Origin of the sequence: Massilia cellulosiltytica (genome assembly GCF_047325105.1) — a bacterium.
GTDB lineage: Bacteria > Pseudomonadota > Gammaproteobacteria > Burkholderiales > Burkholderiaceae_D > Telluria > Telluria orientalis.
Map to the genome: position 1 here is coordinate 554,402 of NZ_CP168562.1, position 15,511 is coordinate 569,912.

General features: G+C 65.1%; 14 protein-coding genes. 9 read left to right on the forward strand and 5 right to left on the reverse strand.

Annotated features, from left to right (window positions below; all coding sequences use genetic code 11):
- The first annotated feature begins 337 nt into the window (after window positions 1–337).
- On the forward strand, window positions 338–1,006 hold the full coding sequence (locus ACEN9H_RS02560; protein ID WP_413673661.1) for a DsbA family oxidoreductase: 669 nt from the start codon (window positions 338–340) through the stop codon (window positions 1,004–1,006).
- Between the two features lie 7 nt (window positions 1,007–1,013).
- Here the strand turns inward: ACEN9H_RS02560 and ACEN9H_RS02565 are convergent, their stop codons facing one another.
- The 3 genes from ACEN9H_RS02565 to ACEN9H_RS02575 form a co-directional block, all read right to left on the reverse strand.
- On the reverse strand, window positions 1,014–1,859 hold the full coding sequence (locus ACEN9H_RS02565) for an endonuclease/exonuclease/phosphatase family protein (RefSeq protein WP_413673662.1): 846 nt from the start codon (window positions 1,857–1,859) through the stop codon (window positions 1,014–1,016).
- A 98-nt stretch (window positions 1,860–1,957) separates the two neighbouring features.
- The gene (locus tag ACEN9H_RS02570; protein WP_413673663.1) at window positions 1,958–2,659 is read right to left on the reverse strand and encodes a tetratricopeptide repeat protein; all 702 of its coding nucleotides are present in this window, start codon (window positions 2,657–2,659) and stop codon (window positions 1,958–1,960) included.
- 6 nt (window positions 2,660–2,665) lie between these two features.
- Window positions 2,666–4,765 (reverse strand): bifunctional 2',3'-cyclic-nucleotide 2'-phosphodiesterase/3'-nucleotidase, encoded by a 2,100-nt coding sequence (locus ACEN9H_RS02575; protein WP_413675546.1) that lies wholly within the window; start codon window positions 4,763–4,765, stop codon window positions 2,666–2,668.
- A gap of 321 nt (window positions 4,766–5,086) precedes the next feature.
- Here ACEN9H_RS02575 and ACEN9H_RS02580 point away from each other — a divergent pair, with 321 nt between their 5' ends.
- Genes ACEN9H_RS02580 through ACEN9H_RS02590 form a run of 3 tightly spaced genes read left to right on the forward strand, consistent with a single transcriptional unit; the run spans window position 5,087 to window position 7,998 of the window.
- Window positions 5,087–6,319, forward strand: coding sequence for a CmpA/NrtA family ABC transporter substrate-binding protein (locus ACEN9H_RS02580; protein WP_413673664.1), 1,233 nt, complete (start codon window positions 5,087–5,089; stop codon window positions 6,317–6,319).
- Window positions 6,320–6,331: 12 nt separating this feature from the next.
- Window positions 6,332–7,195 carry a nitrate ABC transporter permease gene (ntrB, locus tag ACEN9H_RS02585; RefSeq protein WP_413673665.1) on the forward strand — a complete coding sequence of 288 codons (864 nt, stop codon included), beginning with the start codon at window positions 6,332–6,334 and terminating at the stop codon, window positions 7,193–7,195.
- Window positions 7,192–7,998: an ABC transporter ATP-binding protein gene (locus ACEN9H_RS02590; RefSeq protein ID WP_413673666.1), complete on the forward strand. Its 807-nt coding sequence runs from the start codon at window positions 7,192–7,194 to the stop codon at window positions 7,996–7,998. Before ntrB ends, ACEN9H_RS02590 begins: the two co-directional genes overlap by 4 nt.
- A gap of 6 nt (window positions 7,999–8,004) precedes the next feature.
- On the opposite strand, the gene tsaD is transcribed toward ACEN9H_RS02590, so the two are convergent.
- Both tsaD and ACEN9H_RS02600 read right to left on the reverse strand, forming a co-directional pair.
- Entirely contained in the window at window positions 8,005–9,042 is a 1,038-nt protein-coding gene (gene tsaD, locus ACEN9H_RS02595) for a tRNA (adenosine(37)-N6)-threonylcarbamoyltransferase complex transferase subunit TsaD (protein WP_413673667.1), read from the reverse strand.
- 91 nt (window positions 9,043–9,133) lie between these two features.
- Window positions 9,134–10,195, reverse strand: a complete 1,062-nt coding sequence (locus ACEN9H_RS02600; protein ID WP_160409378.1) for a 3-deoxy-7-phosphoheptulonate synthase — start codon at window positions 10,193–10,195, stop codon at window positions 9,134–9,136.
- Between the two features lie 98 nt (window positions 10,196–10,293).
- Here ACEN9H_RS02600 and ybiB point away from each other — a divergent pair, with 98 nt between their 5' ends.
- From ybiB to dnaG, 5 genes are all read left to right on the forward strand, one after another.
- Complete coding sequence (ybiB, locus tag ACEN9H_RS02605) at window positions 10,294–11,268, forward strand: DNA-binding protein YbiB (protein WP_413673668.1); 975 nt, start codon at window positions 10,294–10,296, stop codon at window positions 11,266–11,268.
- Between the two features lie 54 nt (window positions 11,269–11,322).
- Window positions 11,323–12,534: an NAD(P)/FAD-dependent oxidoreductase gene (locus ACEN9H_RS02610; RefSeq protein WP_413673669.1), complete on the forward strand. Its 1,212-nt coding sequence runs from the start codon at window positions 11,323–11,325 to the stop codon at window positions 12,532–12,534.
- 106 nt (window positions 12,535–12,640) lie between these two features.
- Entirely contained in the window at window positions 12,641–12,853 is a 213-nt protein-coding gene (rpsU, locus tag ACEN9H_RS02615) for a 30S ribosomal protein S21 (protein ID WP_005665410.1), read from the forward strand.
- 128 nt (window positions 12,854–12,981) lie between these two features.
- Window positions 12,982–13,431, forward strand: coding sequence for a GatB/YqeY domain-containing protein (locus ACEN9H_RS02620; RefSeq protein WP_413673670.1), 450 nt, complete (start codon window positions 12,982–12,984; stop codon window positions 13,429–13,431).
- A gap of 150 nt (window positions 13,432–13,581) precedes the next feature.
- Window positions 13,582–15,384, forward strand: a complete 1,803-nt coding sequence (gene dnaG, locus ACEN9H_RS02625) for a DNA primase (protein ID WP_371769000.1) — start codon at window positions 13,582–13,584, stop codon at window positions 15,382–15,384.
- Window positions 15,385–15,511 lie beyond the last annotated feature (127 nt).

The following is a 15,511-nucleotide window of genomic DNA, read 5'->3' on the forward strand; positions in this document are numbered from 1 at the left end:
ATTTTTTCCAAAATTCGGGGTCAGAGCACATTTCGTGACAATAGCTCCTGGGTACGGTTCCCCCGTGCGACGACTTGGCTGCGCCCCTGCTACCACGGCATTCGCAACGCGCACGCGGCCGTCGCTCGTGAGGATGCTGTCGCAGCGACATGTTTCCAAAAAGTGCTCTGACCCCGAATTTGGCGGGAAATGTGCTCTGACCCCGAATTACCGAATTACCGAATTTGTTTGGCGCGCTGCTCCCTTTCGTTCGATGTGTCACCATATGCCATCCGCTGCAACAACGATGTAGCGTCAGTGAATACAATATGAAAGGCGGTGAAACGTGAGCAAGCAGATGAGAATCGATTTCGTGTCGGATGTGTCGTGCCCGTGGTGCGCGATCGGGCTGAAATCGCTCGAACAGGCACTGGAGCGGGTGGGCGGCGACATTACGGTCGACATGCATTTCCAGCCCTTCGAGCTGAACCCGGGGATGGGGCCGGAAGGCCAGGACATCTTCGAACACATCACCGAGAAGTACGGCTCCACGCCCGCCCAGCAGGAACAGTCGCGCGAGATGATCCGCCAGCGCGGCGAGGCCGTCGGCTTCACGTTCGACATGAGCAAACGCGGCCGCATCTACAACACCTTCGACGCGCACCGCCTGCTGCACTGGGCGGAAGGCCAGGGCCGTCAGCAGGCGCTGAAGGAAAAGCTGTTCGAGGCGTATTTCACGCTGGGCGAGAACCCGGGCGCGCACGACGTGCTGCTGCGCGCGGCGGGCGAGGTCGGCCTCGACGTGGAGGCCGCAGGCCAGGTGCTGGCGTCGAACGCGTATGCGGACGAGGTGCGCCAGCTCGAGTACTACTGGCAGCGTGCCGGGATCCGCTCGGTGCCGGCGATCGTGATCAACCAGCGCCACCTGATCTCCGGCGGCCAGCCGCCCGAGGTGTTCGAGCAGGCGCTGCGCCAGATCGCGCAGCAGGACGAGGAGCTCGAGCAGGACGAGGAACCGGCCGCCTGAGCGGTTCTCAGTTCAGATCGAGCACGATGGGCTGGTGGTCCGAGGCCGACGTCTCGGACTGCACGCTCATGTCGGACACGCGCCCCGCCAGGTCTTCCGTGACGAAGAAATAATCGTAGCAGCCGGGCTTTTCCGGCCATTTGAAGCCGTGCAAGCCCGCCGTCGGGGCGCGCGGGATGTCGCCGTGGTGCACGCGCCATGCGTCGACGAGGCCCAGCGCACCGCTCGACGCGGGTGCCAGCAGGGCGCGGTAGTCTTCCGAATCCGGACCAAAATTGAAATCGCCGCAGTAGATCGCCGTGCCGGGCCGGAAGCCGAGCTGGAACGGCGGCTCGAGCGCGGGGTCCGGCTGGTAGACGGCGGCGCGGGCGCACGCTTCCTCGTGCAGTTCGCGGATGCGGGCGATCTGCGCGCGGCGCTGCATGGGCGAATAGTATTCGAGGTGGGTCGTCAGCACGCGCAGCTTGCCGCCGGGCGCCTCCAGCACGGTTTCGATCATCCCGCGCGGCATGCCGGCCGGGTGTTCCGGATCGACGGGCCAGGGCAGCATGTGGCGCTGCGCCTGGGTGATGCGGAATTTGGACAGCAGGAGATTGCCGAACTGGCGGGGCAGGTTGTTCCGGTAGATTTCGCTCGGCGCCTGCTCGATCATGTGGTACCCGCCGAACGCGCCGGCCAGTTGCTTGAACTGGCTCGCGCTGGCGCTGCCCTCCAGTTCGGGATGGTTGGCGGCCACTTCCTGCAGGCAGATCACGTCGGGATTCAGCTTGCGCAGCACATCGATGATTGCGTGGATCCGGATGCGCCCGTCCCTCCCACAGCCCCAGTGAATATTCCAGCTAACCACGCGCATTCGATACCTCCGTAAAACTCAACTGCCAGAGTTTGCCATTCTTTGGAGAATGACGGTCACACGGTAGGATCGATGTCAAGGTTACAAGTTCACCCGAATCAGAAACGGTGCGCGTTGCTGCGCCGGTGTTCCGCGCCTTCTTTCAGCAGCTGGTCCGCCTCCGCGGCATCCTTCGGCGTGAGGTCGTCGCCCGTCTGCTTGACGAGCGCCAGTTCCTGGATCGCGGCCGGGTACTCGCGGTCGGCCGCGCGTTCCAGCAGCTCGCGCGCGCGGCGTGGATCGGCCGGCACGCCGTCGCCGTTCGCGTACGCGTTCGACAACAGGAACATCGCATGCGCATCGCCCTCCTGCGCGGCCACGCCGAGCCAGTGCGCGGCGGCCGTTTTGTCCGCCGGGATGCCGTCGCCGTTCTTCAACAGTAGCGCGAGCCTCAGCGCGGCTTTCGGGTGCCCTTGCTGCGCGGCCTGGCGGTACCACTGCGCAGCCTGGGCGTTCGTACCTGGGCGGTCGCGTTCCAGTTCCCCGAGTTGATGGGCGGCTTCCGCATCGCCCTGGCGCGCCGCGCGCAGGAACAGGGCGCGCGCCTGGTCGTCGCGATGGCGCTTCCGGTACAGCAGCGCGAGCTCGCGCTCGGCCACCGGCATGCCATCGGCGGCCCAGGCCCGCAGGCGCTGCTCGGCGGCGTCATCGCCGCGCTGGGACGCGGCCATCGACACGGCCTCGATCTCGGCCGGCAGCGGGGCGCGCCCACAGCCGGCGAGCAAAACGAACAGCAGCGCGCACGCAAGTCGCAGGTTCATGCCGGCTTACTTCGACAGGTCGATCGCATACTTCGCGAAGCCGCTCGCGTCCAGCCCGCCCTCGGCCGTGACGCCGGCGAGACCCGCGGCCTGCGCCAGCGCCAGGTGACCCGGCGCCGAACGCAGGATCACGGGGCCGGCGGTCGCCGTCTTGACGAAGCGCCAGCTGCGCGCACCGCCGTTCGCGGCCAGGGTGACCTTGCCGGTGGCCGCGCCGATCTTCTGCAGGTAATTGCCGACGACGGCCTGGTTCGCATCCGGCGACTTGATGATCGTCTTGCTGCCGTCGATGCCGGGGAAGTTGCCGCCGCCGCCCGCGCGGTAGTCGTTGGTGGCGACGATGAAGTCGTCCGTGTCCGCCACCGGCCTGCCGAGGTACGTCAGGTCGACGATGCGGCTGCCGGCCGGCTTCGTCACGTCGATCTGGTACTGCAGCGCGTTGTTCTCGGCATAGAACACATCGTAGTTGTAGATCGTGCCGTACGACGGGACGAGGTCCTGCTCGGCGGTCGCTGCCGGATCGATGCGCGCGAACTGCTTCGCGGCCGTCTCCAGCCAGTTCTTCAGGTCCGCCCCCTTGATCTTCACGGCCTGCAGGTTGTTGTTGCTGTACAGGTAAAGGTCGCCCGGGTTGCGCACTTGCAGGCCGACCGGCGCCGCCGGCGTCGCGCCCGGCGCCACGTCCGTGAAGTCGGACGGTCCGTTGCGGCCCGCCTTGAACGGCGCGCTGCACGAGATCACGGGGATGTTTTTATAGCTCGACAGCGTCGCGTCGGTGCTGGTCGCAATGGCGTTCTTCACATAGTCGATCTGCGCCTGGTTCACGAGCTGGATGGCCGACACGTCGCCGACGAGCGCGAAGTACGAGGACATTTCGAAGTCCGTCGACACGCCCAGCGGCTGCTTCGCATACGCGATCGTGGCCTGGTGTTCCGTCTGCACCGCGGCCGCGATGGCCGGGTCGGCCGCCACGCTGGTCGTGCCGTCCTTGTACTTGTAGCCGCGCGATTCGACCGTCGTCTGCGCCGGCTGCACCACCCACTTGCCGCCCTGGTACGCGAGCGTCAGCTTGACGATGCCCAGGCGCCGGCCCCAGCTCTGCGCCATCACGGTCGGCACGCCGTTGACGAAGCCGTTCACCGCATCGACCTTGGCCGATGCGGGGATCGCCGCGAACGACGGATCCAGCGCCGCGGCGCCCGTCTCTTTCCCCTTCGGGAAGATGAGGTGCGAGTGGCCGATCAGCAGGGCGTCGATGCCGGTCGTGCTCAGGTGATAGCTCTGGTTTTCCATCTTCGGGCTGTACGCGCTCGTATCGAGGCCGCCGTGCGACAGCGCGACGACGAGGTCCGCGCCCTTGCCGCGCATCTCCGGCACGTACTGCTTCGCCGCTTCCACGGACCCGCCGACGGCCACCTTGCCGGCCAGGTTCTTCTGGTCCCAGTCGAGGATCTGCGGCGGCACGAAGCTCATCACGCCCACGTTGACGGTGACCGGCATCGTCTCGCCGTTCGGCTTCGTCGCCGTGAAGTTGCGCGCGAGGATGCGGTACGGCTCGTAGATCGTCTTGTTCGTGGCGACCGCGGTCACGTTCGACAGCACGAGCGGGAAGTTCGGACCGCCGCAGGTGCCGGCTGGCTTGCTCACGCCCGGGATGCCGAAGTCGGTGTTCGTGACCTGGCTGAGGAACGGCAGGCCGTAGTTGAATTCGTGGTTGCCCAGGCCGCCCGCGTCGTACTTCAGCGCGTTCATCGCCTTGTGCACGGCCAGCGTCTCTCCGCATTTCACGGGCGCCGTGACGGCCTGCAGGTCGGCCAGCAGGGTGCCCTGGATGACGTCGCCGTCGTCGAACAGCAGGTTGTTCGGGCTTTCCGCGCGCGCCTGCCGGATCAGCGTGGACGTGCGGTCGAGGCCCAGGGTCGCGTCGTCGGCGAGCGAGTAATAGTTGTAGCCCAGGACGTTCGAGTGGATGTCGGTGGTCTCGAGCAGAGCGAGGGTGACGGTCGTGCCTTCGGGGATGACGTTGGCGGGCGTCGATGGCTCGCCGCAGCCTGTGAGGCCGGCGGCAGCAAGGGCCGCGAGCAATGCGTGGTTGCGTTTCAAGATCGTGGTCCGTGGTAGTGGGAACGGGGCGCAACTCTATCTTGATGGGATGACAACGATGTGACAGGCGCCGATGCGCCACGCCGGCGCACGCCGCACGGTTCCGGACGCGCATGCGCCGCAGGCTGGCATACCCGCGCGTGGCGCTGCACGCAATCGGTGTGTGCGCCCGTTTTTCGTGGTGCGGCGCAAAAACCGCGGTGCCGACGCACCGTTTCGACTGTTGGCATGGCAATTGCTGTATTGACTATGAGGGCGCCGGAGCTGGCCACTCCGCCGCCGCAGCGTTGTCTCTTCTTTCGATTGCCTTCTACAAGGACCAACATGACCGATACAACCAATCTGACCCGCCGCCGCCTGCTGGCCGCCGGTGCCACGGCCTCGCTCACCGGACTCGTTTCCGGCGGGGTCTTCGCCGCCGGCTCCGATAAGCCCGAGAAGACCGAAGTGAAGGTCGGCTTCATTCCCCTGACCGATTGCGCCTCCGTGGTGATGGCGTCCGTGCTGGGCTTCGACAAGAAGTACGGCATCAAGATCGTGCCCAGCAAGGAATCGTCGTGGGCCAGCGTGCGCGACAAGCTGGTCAACGGCGAACTGGACGCTGCCCACGTGCTGTACGGCCTGGTCTACGGCGTGCAGATGGGGATCGGCGGTCCGAAGAAGGACATGGCGGTGCTGATGAGCCTGAACCAGAATGGCCAGGCCATCAGCCTGTCGAAGAAGCTGGCCGAGGCCCGTGCGGTCGACGGCCCGTCGCTGGCGAAGGTGATGAGCAAGGACAAGCGCGAGTACAGCTTCGCCCAGACCTTTCCGACCGGCACCCACGCGATGTGGCTGTACTACTGGCTGGCCAGCTACGGCATCAACCCGATGAAGGACGCCAAGGTGATCACGGTGCCGCCGCCGCAGATGGTGGCGAACATGCGCGTCGGGAACATGGACGGCTTCTGCGTGGGCGAACCGTGGAACCATCGCGCCATCGTCGACGGCGTCGGCATCACGGCCGCAACCACCCAGGACATCTGGAAAGACCATCCGGAAAAGACCCTTGGCACGTCGCTCGAATGGGTCAAGAAATACCCGAACACGGCGCGCGCCCTGGTGGCCGCCGTGCTGGAAGCCAGCCGCTGGATCGATGCGAGCATGTCCAACAAGGTCAAGATGGCCGAGACGATCGCCGACAAATCGTACGTCAACACCTCGGTGGACGTGATCAACCAGCGCATCCTGGGCCGCTACCAGAACGGCCTGGGCAAGACGTGGGACGACCCGAACACCATGAAGTTCTACAACGACGGCACGGTCAACTTCCCGTACCTGTCGGACGGCATGTGGTTCATGACCCAGCACCGCCGCTGGGGCCTGCTCAAGTCCGATCCGGACTACCTGGCGGTCGCATCGAGCGTCAACCAGGTCGCGCTGTACCGCGAGGCGGCCGCCATGGCGAAGGCCGACGTGCCGAAGTCGCCGATGCGGTCCGCGAAGCTCATCGACGGCGTCGTGTGGGACGGGAAGAACCCGGCCGCGTATGCCGCCGCTTTCAAGATCAAGGTGTGATCGGAGGACATCATGGATACCGTCGTGAATTCGACATCGAAACCGCGCGTCAAACCGTCCGTGCGCCTGCCGCGCGGCCTGCTGCTGCGCGTCCCGAACGGCCGCGCGCTGTTGCTGGCGGTGCTGCCGCCCGTGCTGGGTCTCGCCATGCTGGTGCTGGTGTGGCAGCTCGTCTCCGCGAACAACAGCAACTTCCCGTCGCCCCTCGTCACGTGGGAGGCGGCCGTCCAGCTGTTCGCCGACCCGTTCTACAGCAACGGGCCGAACGACCAGGGCATCGGCTGGAACATCCTCGCGTCGCTCGAGCGGGTGGCGCTGGGCTTCGGCCTCGCCGCGGCGGCGGGCATCCCGCTCGGCTTCCTGATCGGCCGCTCGCGCTTCCTGGCCGGGATGTGCAATCCCATCGTCAGCCTGCTGCGCCCCGTGTCGCCGCTGGCCTGGCTGCCCATCGGCCTGCTCGTGTTCAAGGCCGCGAATCCCGCCGCCATCTGGGCCATCTTCATCTGCTCGATCTGGCCGATGATCATCAACACGGCCGTCGGTGTGCAGCGCGTGCCGCAGGACTACATGAACGTGGCGAGGGTGCTGAACCTGTCGGAGTGGAAGGTCTTCACGAAGATCCTGCTGCCCGCGGTGCTGCCGTACATGCTGACCGGCGTGCGCCTGGCGATCGGCACGGCGTGGCTCGTCATCGTCGCGGCCGAGATGCTGACCGGCGGCGTGGGCATCGGCTTCTGGGTGTGGGACGAGTGGAACAACCTGAACGTGCCGCACATCCTCATCGCCATCGTCGTCATCGGCGTGGTCGGGCTGGTACTCGAGCAGGCGCTGGTCGCACTGGCCCGCGCCGTCACCTACGAAGAGAGTGGATCATGAGCGAACAGAAATTCATCGAAGTCCAACAGGTCGAGATGCTGTTCGACACCCGCAAGGGCCGCTTCCATGCGCTCACCGACGTCAACCTGAAGGTGGCGCGGGGCGAGTTCATCACGCTGATCGGCCACTCCGGCTGCGGCAAGTCCACGTTGCTGAACCTGCTGGCGGGCCTGACGCGTGCCACCGAGGGCGTCCTGATCTGCGCCGGCCGCGAGATCGCCGGACCGGCGCCGGAGCGTGCGGTGGTGTTCCAGAACCATTCGCTGCTGCCATGGCTGACCTGCTTCGAAAACGTCTACCTGGCCGTCGAGCGCGTGTTCGGCGCGCGCGAAGGGAAGGACAAGCTGCGCGCCCGCACGGCCGATGCGCTGGCGCTGGTGGGCCTGACGCATGCGGCGCAGAAGCGGCCCAGCGAAATCTCGGGCGGCATGAAGCAGCGGGTCGGCATCGCCCGCGCGCTGTCGATGGAACCGAAAGTGTTGTTGATGGACGAGCCGTTCGGCGCCCTCGACGCGCTGACCCGCGCCCATCTGCAGGACGAGTTGCTGCGCATCGTCGCCCAGACGCAGTCCACGGTCGTGATGGTCACGCACGACGTGGACGAGGCGGTGCTGCTGTCCGACCGCATCGTGATGATGACCAACGGCCCGGCCGCGACCATCGGCGAGATCGTGGACGTGCGCCTCGCGCGGCCGCGCGAACGCGTCGCGCTGGCGCACGATGCGCTCTACAACGAGTATCGGACGCGAGTGCTGGAGTTCCTGTATCACCGGCAGGCGAGGCCGGCGAAGGAAGCCGCCTGAGAGGCTTTACGCCGGCTCGATCTCGTCCAGCGGCCAGCGCGGGCGCACGTTGAATGCGTAGTCGCGCTGGGCCGCGTCCGGATTGCGTTCCAGGCGCAGCGCGCCCGCGAACGCGATCATCGCGCCGTTGTCCGTGCAGAATTCGAGTTCGGGGTAGTAGACCTTGAAGCGCTTCTTCGCGGCGGCCTCGTTGAGCGACGCGCGCAGCTGGCGGTTCGCGCCGACGCCGCCCGCGATCACGAGGCGTTTCAATCCGGTGTGCTTCAGCGCCAGCACGCATTTCGCCGTCAGCACGTCGACGATGGCATCGACGAAGCCGCGCGCGATGTTGGCCTTGTCCTGCTCGCAGACGTTGGCGATGTCCGCTGCATTGTTCTTCACGACGGTCAGCACGGCCGTTTTCAGGCCCGAGAAGCTGAAGTTGAAGTCTTTCGAGTGCAGCATCGGGCGCGGCAGTTTATACGCTTCCGGATCGCCGAATTCCGCCAGGCGCGAAATGGCCGGGCCACCCGGATAGCCGAGGCCCAGCAGCTTGGCCGATTTGTCGAAGGCTTCGCCGGCCGCGTCGTCCAGCGTCTCGCCCAGTAGGGTGTAGCGGCCGACGCCATCCACGCGCATCAGCTGCGTGTGGCCGCCGGAGACGAGGAGGGCGACGAACGGGAATTCCGGCCGCTCGGTCGCGAGCAGCGGCGACAGCAGGTGACCCTCCAGGTGGTGCACGCCCAGCACGGGCTTATCCAGCGCCAGCGCCAGGCTGCAGGCGACGGACGATCCGACCAGCAGCGCACCGGCGAGGCCGGGGCCCTGCGTGTAGGCGATGGCGTCGATGCGCTCCATCGGCAGGTCGGCCTGCACGAGCACTTGTTCCAGCAACGGCAGCGCGCGCCGGATGTGGTCGCGCGACGCCAGTTCCGGCACCACGCCGCCGTACTCCTCGTGCATCGCGACCTGCGAGTGCAGTGCGTGGGACAGCAGGCCGCGCTCCGTGTCGTACAGAGCCAGGCCGGTTTCATCGCAGGAGGATTCGACGCCGAGGACAATCATGGGCAAGCAGGGAACAGTGTGAGGTAGACAAGATCGGCGCGCCGGGGCGGCGCGCAATCTGCCATTGTACCTGCATTGGCCCGCCAGGGCATCACGGCCGCTGCAGCAATTCCTGGTGCGCGTTGCGCAGCATGGCCTCGGTGTCGTCCCAGGCGATGCAGCCGTCGGTGACGGAGCAGCCGTACTTCAGCTGCGACAGGTCGCTCGGAATCGGCTGGCTGCCGCCGACGATGTTCGATTCGATCATCACGCCGACGAGCGACTGGTTGCCGTGCCTGATCTGCTGGATCACGTCCGACATGACGAGCGGCTGCAGTTCCGGCTTCTTGTAGCTGTTGGCGTGCGAGCAGTCGACGACGAGGTTCGCGGGCAGGCCGGCTTTCGTCAGGGCCTGTGCGGCGATCGCGACGGAGACCGAGTCGTAGTTCGGACGGCCGCCGCCGCCGCGCAGCACGACGTGGCCGTAGGCGTTGCCGCGCGTGCGCACGATCGACACGCCGCCCTGGCCGTTGATGCCCAGGAAGGAGTGCGGGCTGGACGAGGACAGCACGGCGTTGATGGCGATGCTGACGTCGCCGTCGGTGCCGTTCTTGAAGCCGACCGGCGTGGAGAGGCCGGACGACATCTCGCGGTGCGTCTGCGATTCGGTGGTACGTGCGCCGATCGCGGTCCAGGCGATCAGGTCGCCCAGGTATTGCGGCGAGATCGGGTCGAGCGCCTCGGTGGCCGTCGGCAGGCCCAGTTCGCACACGTCGAGCAGGAACTGGCGCGCGCGCTCCATGCCGACGTCCACGCGGAACGAGTCGTCCATGAAGGGATCGTTGATATAGCCCTTCCAGCCGGTCGTGGTGCGCGGCTTTTCGAAATACACGCGCATCACGAGCACCATCGTGTCTTCCACCTCGGCCTGCAGCGCCTTCAGGCGGCGCGCATAGTCGAGACCCGCGACCGGGTCGTGGATCGAGCAGGGGCCGACGACGACGAACAGGCGCTTGTCCTTGCGGTCGAGGATGTTGCGCAGGGTCTCGCGGCCCTTCATCACGGTGGTGAAGGCCTTGTCCGTCAGCGGCAGCTTTTTATGCAGCTCGCTGGGCGTCGGCATGGTCGCGAACGAGGTGACGTTGGTGTTTTCGATATCGGGCGTGATCAGCATGGCAATCGTGTTTATTCCAGAGGGGATCGTTGAGTCTAGCCTGAAATCTTACACCGTGCATCCTCCTGCCCAAAAATGTTGCATGGTATCCTGTCATCATGGACACGACCAACACCTCCCCAAATCCCTTCCCGGCCGCCCGCTTCATCAAGGAGATCGGCCGCGGCGTAAAAGGCGCGCGCAGCATGTCGCGCGAGGATGCGAAACTGCTCTACGCCGCCATGCTCGACGGGCGGGTGTCCGACCTGGAACTGGGCGGCATCCTGCTCGCGATGCGCATCAAGGGCGAATCCGTCGAAGAAATCGCCGGCTTCATGGACGCGGCGGAAAGCTCGTTCGCGCCGCTGCCCGCGCCGCCCGGCGATTTCGCGCCCGTGCTGATCCCCAGCTACAACGGCGCGCGCAAGCTGGCCAACCTCACGCCGCTGCTGGCCCTGCTGCTGGCGCGCGAGGGCGTGCCGGTGCTCGTGCACGGCGTGCAGGAAGATCCGGGCCGCGTGACGACGGCCGAGATCTTCGCCGAGATGGGCATTGGCCCGAGCGGCTCCACGGCCGACATGCTGGACGCCTTCGCCGCCGGCCGCCCGTGCTTCATGCCGATCGAGTTATTGGCACCGGAACTGGCGCACCAGTTGGCGCTGCGCCGCATCCTCGGCGTGCGCAATTCCACGCACACGATCGTCAAGATCCTGCAGCCGTTCGAAGGCCCGGCGTTGCGTCTCGTGTCGTACACGCACCCGGAATACCTGGCGATGCTGACCGAGTATTTCGCAACGGCCGCCCCGCACGCGCGCGGCGACGCCTTCCTCATGCGCGGCACGGAAGGGGAGACGGTGGCGAACGCCAACCGCGCCCAGGAAATCAACTGGTTCCACGCCGGCCAGAAAACGCTGCTGGTCGAACGCGATGCCCCGACCGACGAGCTGGCGCCCGCACCGGAAGGCCGCGACGCCGCGGCGACCGCCGACTGGATCGCGCGTGCGCTGCGCGGTGAACAGCCTGTGCCGCCGCCGATCGCGGCGCAGGTGGCGCAGTGCGTGCAGTTGTCTCGAGCGTTACGTTCGGCTGTCTGAACCGTTCGCCTTCCCGTACAATCACGCCTTTTGCGCGCGACAAACGAGTAAGGCATGGCAAAACACTACGACGTGGCGATCATCGGCGCCGGCGCCGCCGGCATGATGTGCGCCGCCACCGCGGCCCAGCGCGGCAAGCGCGTCCTGCTGGTCGACCACGCCGGCAAGCTGGCGGAAAAAATCCGCATCTCCGGCGGCGGGCGCTGCAACTTCACCAACATCAACGCCGGCCCGCAGAATTTCCTGTCCGAGAATCCGCACTTCTGCCGCAGCGCGCTGTCGCGCTACACGCCGCAGGATTTCCTCGCGCTCGTCAAAAAACATCGCATCGCGTACCACGAAAAACACCGCGGCCAACTGTTCTGCGACGACTCGTCCGAACAGATCATCGCCATGCTGAAGGCCGAATGCGACGCGGGCGGCGTGCAATGGCGCATGCCGTGCAAGGTGGCCGGCGTCACGAAGAGTACGGAAGGGTTCCGCATCGACACGGATGGCGAGCCCATCCTCGCGAGCAATGTCGTTGTCGCAACGGGCGGCCTGTCGATCCCGAAGATCGGCGCCACCGACCTCGGCTACCGCATCGCGAAGCACTTCGATTTGAACATCGTCGAGACGCGCCCCGGCCTCGTGCCGCTGACGTTCGACGGCCCCAGCTGGCAACCGTTCGTGCCGCTGGCCGGCATCGCGCTCGAAGTGGACGTGACGACGGGATCGAAGAAGGGCAAGAACGCGAAGTACGGCTACTTCCGCGAAGACTTATTGTTTACGCACCGCGGCCTGTCTGGCCCGGCCATCCTGCAAATCTCCAGCTACTGGCAGCCGGGCACGCCCATCGTCCTGAATCTGCTGCCGGAAATGGATGTGGCGGAAGAGCTGATCGGCATGAAGATGTCGGTGAAAAAGCAGCTGGGCAATATCTTGTCGCAATGGCTGCCCACGCGCCTGGCGGAAGGCCTGCTGACCGGCAATGGCCTGATGCCGGATGCGCGCCTGCCCGACATGGCCGATGCGAAATTGCGCAAGCTGGGCGATGCGATCAACCGCTGGGCCATCGTCCCGACCGGCTCGGAAGGCTATAAAAAGGCCGAGGTGACCCTGGGTGGCGTCGACACGCGCGAACTGTCGCAGCAGACGATGATGGCGAACCATGTCCCGGGCCTGTATTTCATCGGCGAGACGGTCGACGTGACGGGCTGGCTCGGCGGGTACAACTTCCAGTGGGCATGGGCGTCTGGCGTCGCGGCGGGCAGCGCGATCGAGTGAAAAAGCAGCCGTGTAGCAACTTTGCACACTGATGAAAAACTTCGCACAGAACTTGAAAAGCTGTTAGAATTTCGTTCTTCCCTAAATCCAACGGTTTCATTTTTACATGACCACTATCCGCCTTAAAGAAAACGAGCCGTTCGAAGTCGCTATGCGTCGCTTCAAGCGCACTATCGAAAAAACCGGTCTGCTGACCGAACTGCGCGCACGCGAGTTCTACGAGAAGCCGACTGCAGAGCGCAAGCGCAAGCTGGCCGCTGCCGTGAAGCGTCACTACAAGCGCATCCGCAGCCAGCAACTGCCGAAGAAGCTGTACTGATTTATATTCACGCTTTCCCCGGTGACGGCCACTGCCAGTCCCGGCGTTGCAAAGCCTGAATTCGACGAAGCCCGCTCCGGTTGTGCCGCAGCGGGTTTTGCCTTTTGCCCCTATCGAACGGAGTTTCCATGAGCTTGAAAGACCAAATCACCGACGACATGAAAACCGCCATGCGCGCCAAGGACAGCGAGCGCCTCGCCACGGTCCGCCTCTTGATCGCCGAGATCAAGCGCAAGGAAGTGGACGAACGCATCGAGCTGAATGATGCGCAGGTGGTGGCCATCGTCGAAAAGATGATCAAGCAGCGCAAGGATTCGATCACCCAGTTCGAGGCAGGCGGTCGCCAGGATCTGGCCGACATCGAGAAGGCCGAACTTGCTGTACTGGTGACGTACATGCCGGCCGGCCTGTCGGATGAGGAAGTCGCCGCCGAAGTGGCCGCCGCCGTCGCCGCATCGGGCGCCGCCGGTCCGCAGGACATGGGCAAGGTGATGGCCATCCTGAAACCGAAACTCGCCGGCCGCGCCGACATGACGGCCGTCTCGGCACAGGTCAAGAAAGCCCTCGCAGGCGGCTGATGCCTGGTGGCACGGCTGCGGCATCGCCGCCACGGCCGTGTCTGTTTTGATGCACCGGAGCGGCAACGCCATGTTGCATTGTTGCAAATCAACTTGTAACGAGCCCTGCGGTATAGTCTGACCTGAGACAAATACTGTTAGTTAGATCAAGTGATTCCGCAATCATTCATTACCGATCTGCTCAACCGCGTTGACATCGTCGACGTGGTGGGGCGTTACGTGCAGCTGAAAAAGGGCGGCGCCAATTACATGGGGCTCTGTCCGTTTCACAACGAAAAATCCCCCAGCTTCACCGTCAGCCCGACCAAGCAGTTCTATCACTGCTTCGGCTGCGGCGCCCACGGCACCGCCATCGGCTTCATGATCGAATACTCGGGCATGGGTTTCGTCGACGCCGTCAAGGACCTCGCACAAAGTGTGGGCATGATCGTGCCCCAGGAGGACGACAAGATCCCCCCGGCCCAGCGCGCCGCCCAGCAGGCGCAGACCCTGGCGCTGACGGATGCGCTGAACCAGGCCTGCGACTTCTACCGCGCCCAGCTGCGCACGGCGCCGAACGCCATCGCCTATCTGAAAGGCCGCGGCCTGACGGGCGAAGTGGCGGCCCGCTTCGGCCTCGGCTATGCACCGGGCGGCTGGGACAATCTGCGTTCCGTCTTCCGCGACTACGATGCGCTGGCGCTCGTCGAATCCGGCCTCGTCATCGACAAGGTGGACGAAGATGGCAACAACAAGAAGCGGTACGACCGTTTTCGTGAGCGGATCATGTTCCCGATCCGGAACACGAAAGGACAGGTGATCGGCTTCGGCGGCCGCGTGATGGACGGTGGCGAACCCAAATACCTGAACTCGCCGGAAACCCCGCTGTTCCAGAAGGGGCACGAACTGTACGGCCTGTTCGAGGCGCGCCAGGCGATCCGCGACGCCGGCTACGTGCTGGTGACGGAAGGTTATATGGACGTCGTCGCGCTGGCCCAGCTCGGCTTCCCGCAAGCCGTCGCGACGCTCGGCACGGCGTGTACCAGTACCCACGTGCAAAAGCTGCTGCGCCAGACGGACAACGTCATCTTCAGCTTCGACGGCGACAAGGCCGGCCGCCGCGCCGCCCGCCGCGCACTGGAAGCATGTCTGCCACAAGTGACGGACAACAAGACGATCAGGTTTCTGTTCTTGCCGCAAGAGCATGATCCGGACAGCTATGTGCGCGAATTCGGCGCGGACGCTTTCGCCCAGGAAATCAACGAGGCGATGCCGCTGTCGCAATTCCTGTTGCGCGAGGTTACGACGGAGCACGACCTCGACACGCCGGAAGGCCGGGCGCGCGTCCAGTTCGATGCGAAACCGCTGCTGCAGGCGATGACGCCGTCGGCCCTGCGCCTGCAGATCGTGCGCGGCCTGGCGAACCTGACGGAGTCAACGCCGGCGGAGATCGAAACGTTGTTCGAATTGTCCAAGCCGGTTGCGGTGGCCAGGAAAGCGCCGCCGCGCCAGGGGCGTCCGGAACCGGTCGGCCTGGAATTGCAGATGTCGCGCATCCTGGTTTCGCATCCGGCGCTGGCCCTGGGCCTGGACGAGTCGGCTTTACGCGCCTTCGACCACTTCGGCACCGAGCAGGCCGAACGCCTGCGCCAGCTCGTGGCGATGGCGCAGGCGTTGGGACCGAACGGTACGTTTGCCGCGTTGTCCGAGCAATTGAAGGAAGCGAGTTCGGAGTACGACAACCTGATCGCATCGATCGCGGTCGAGCCCGAATCGGATATCGACGGGGACCGCGTGTGGCTGACAAGTGCAGTGAGGCAAGTCAAGATGGACGTGCTGAAACAGGAGTTGAACCAGTTGTTTTCTTCCGGATTGACCCCAGATCAGGTGAGTGCCCGCTATCGCGAAATCACAGCTCAGCAGGACCTCTTGGCCCGGGAGGCAGCGAACGACACCCCTGCGAAATTCGCCTGATCGGGGAGGGTTGCCAAGGCGCCGTTCTTGACTGGAAAGAACAGGGGCGCGTGCTATAATAAAACGCTAACTATTGCAAGCATTGAAACGATTTTTCGTGACAATTCGGGCGAGGTGTTTCAGTTAG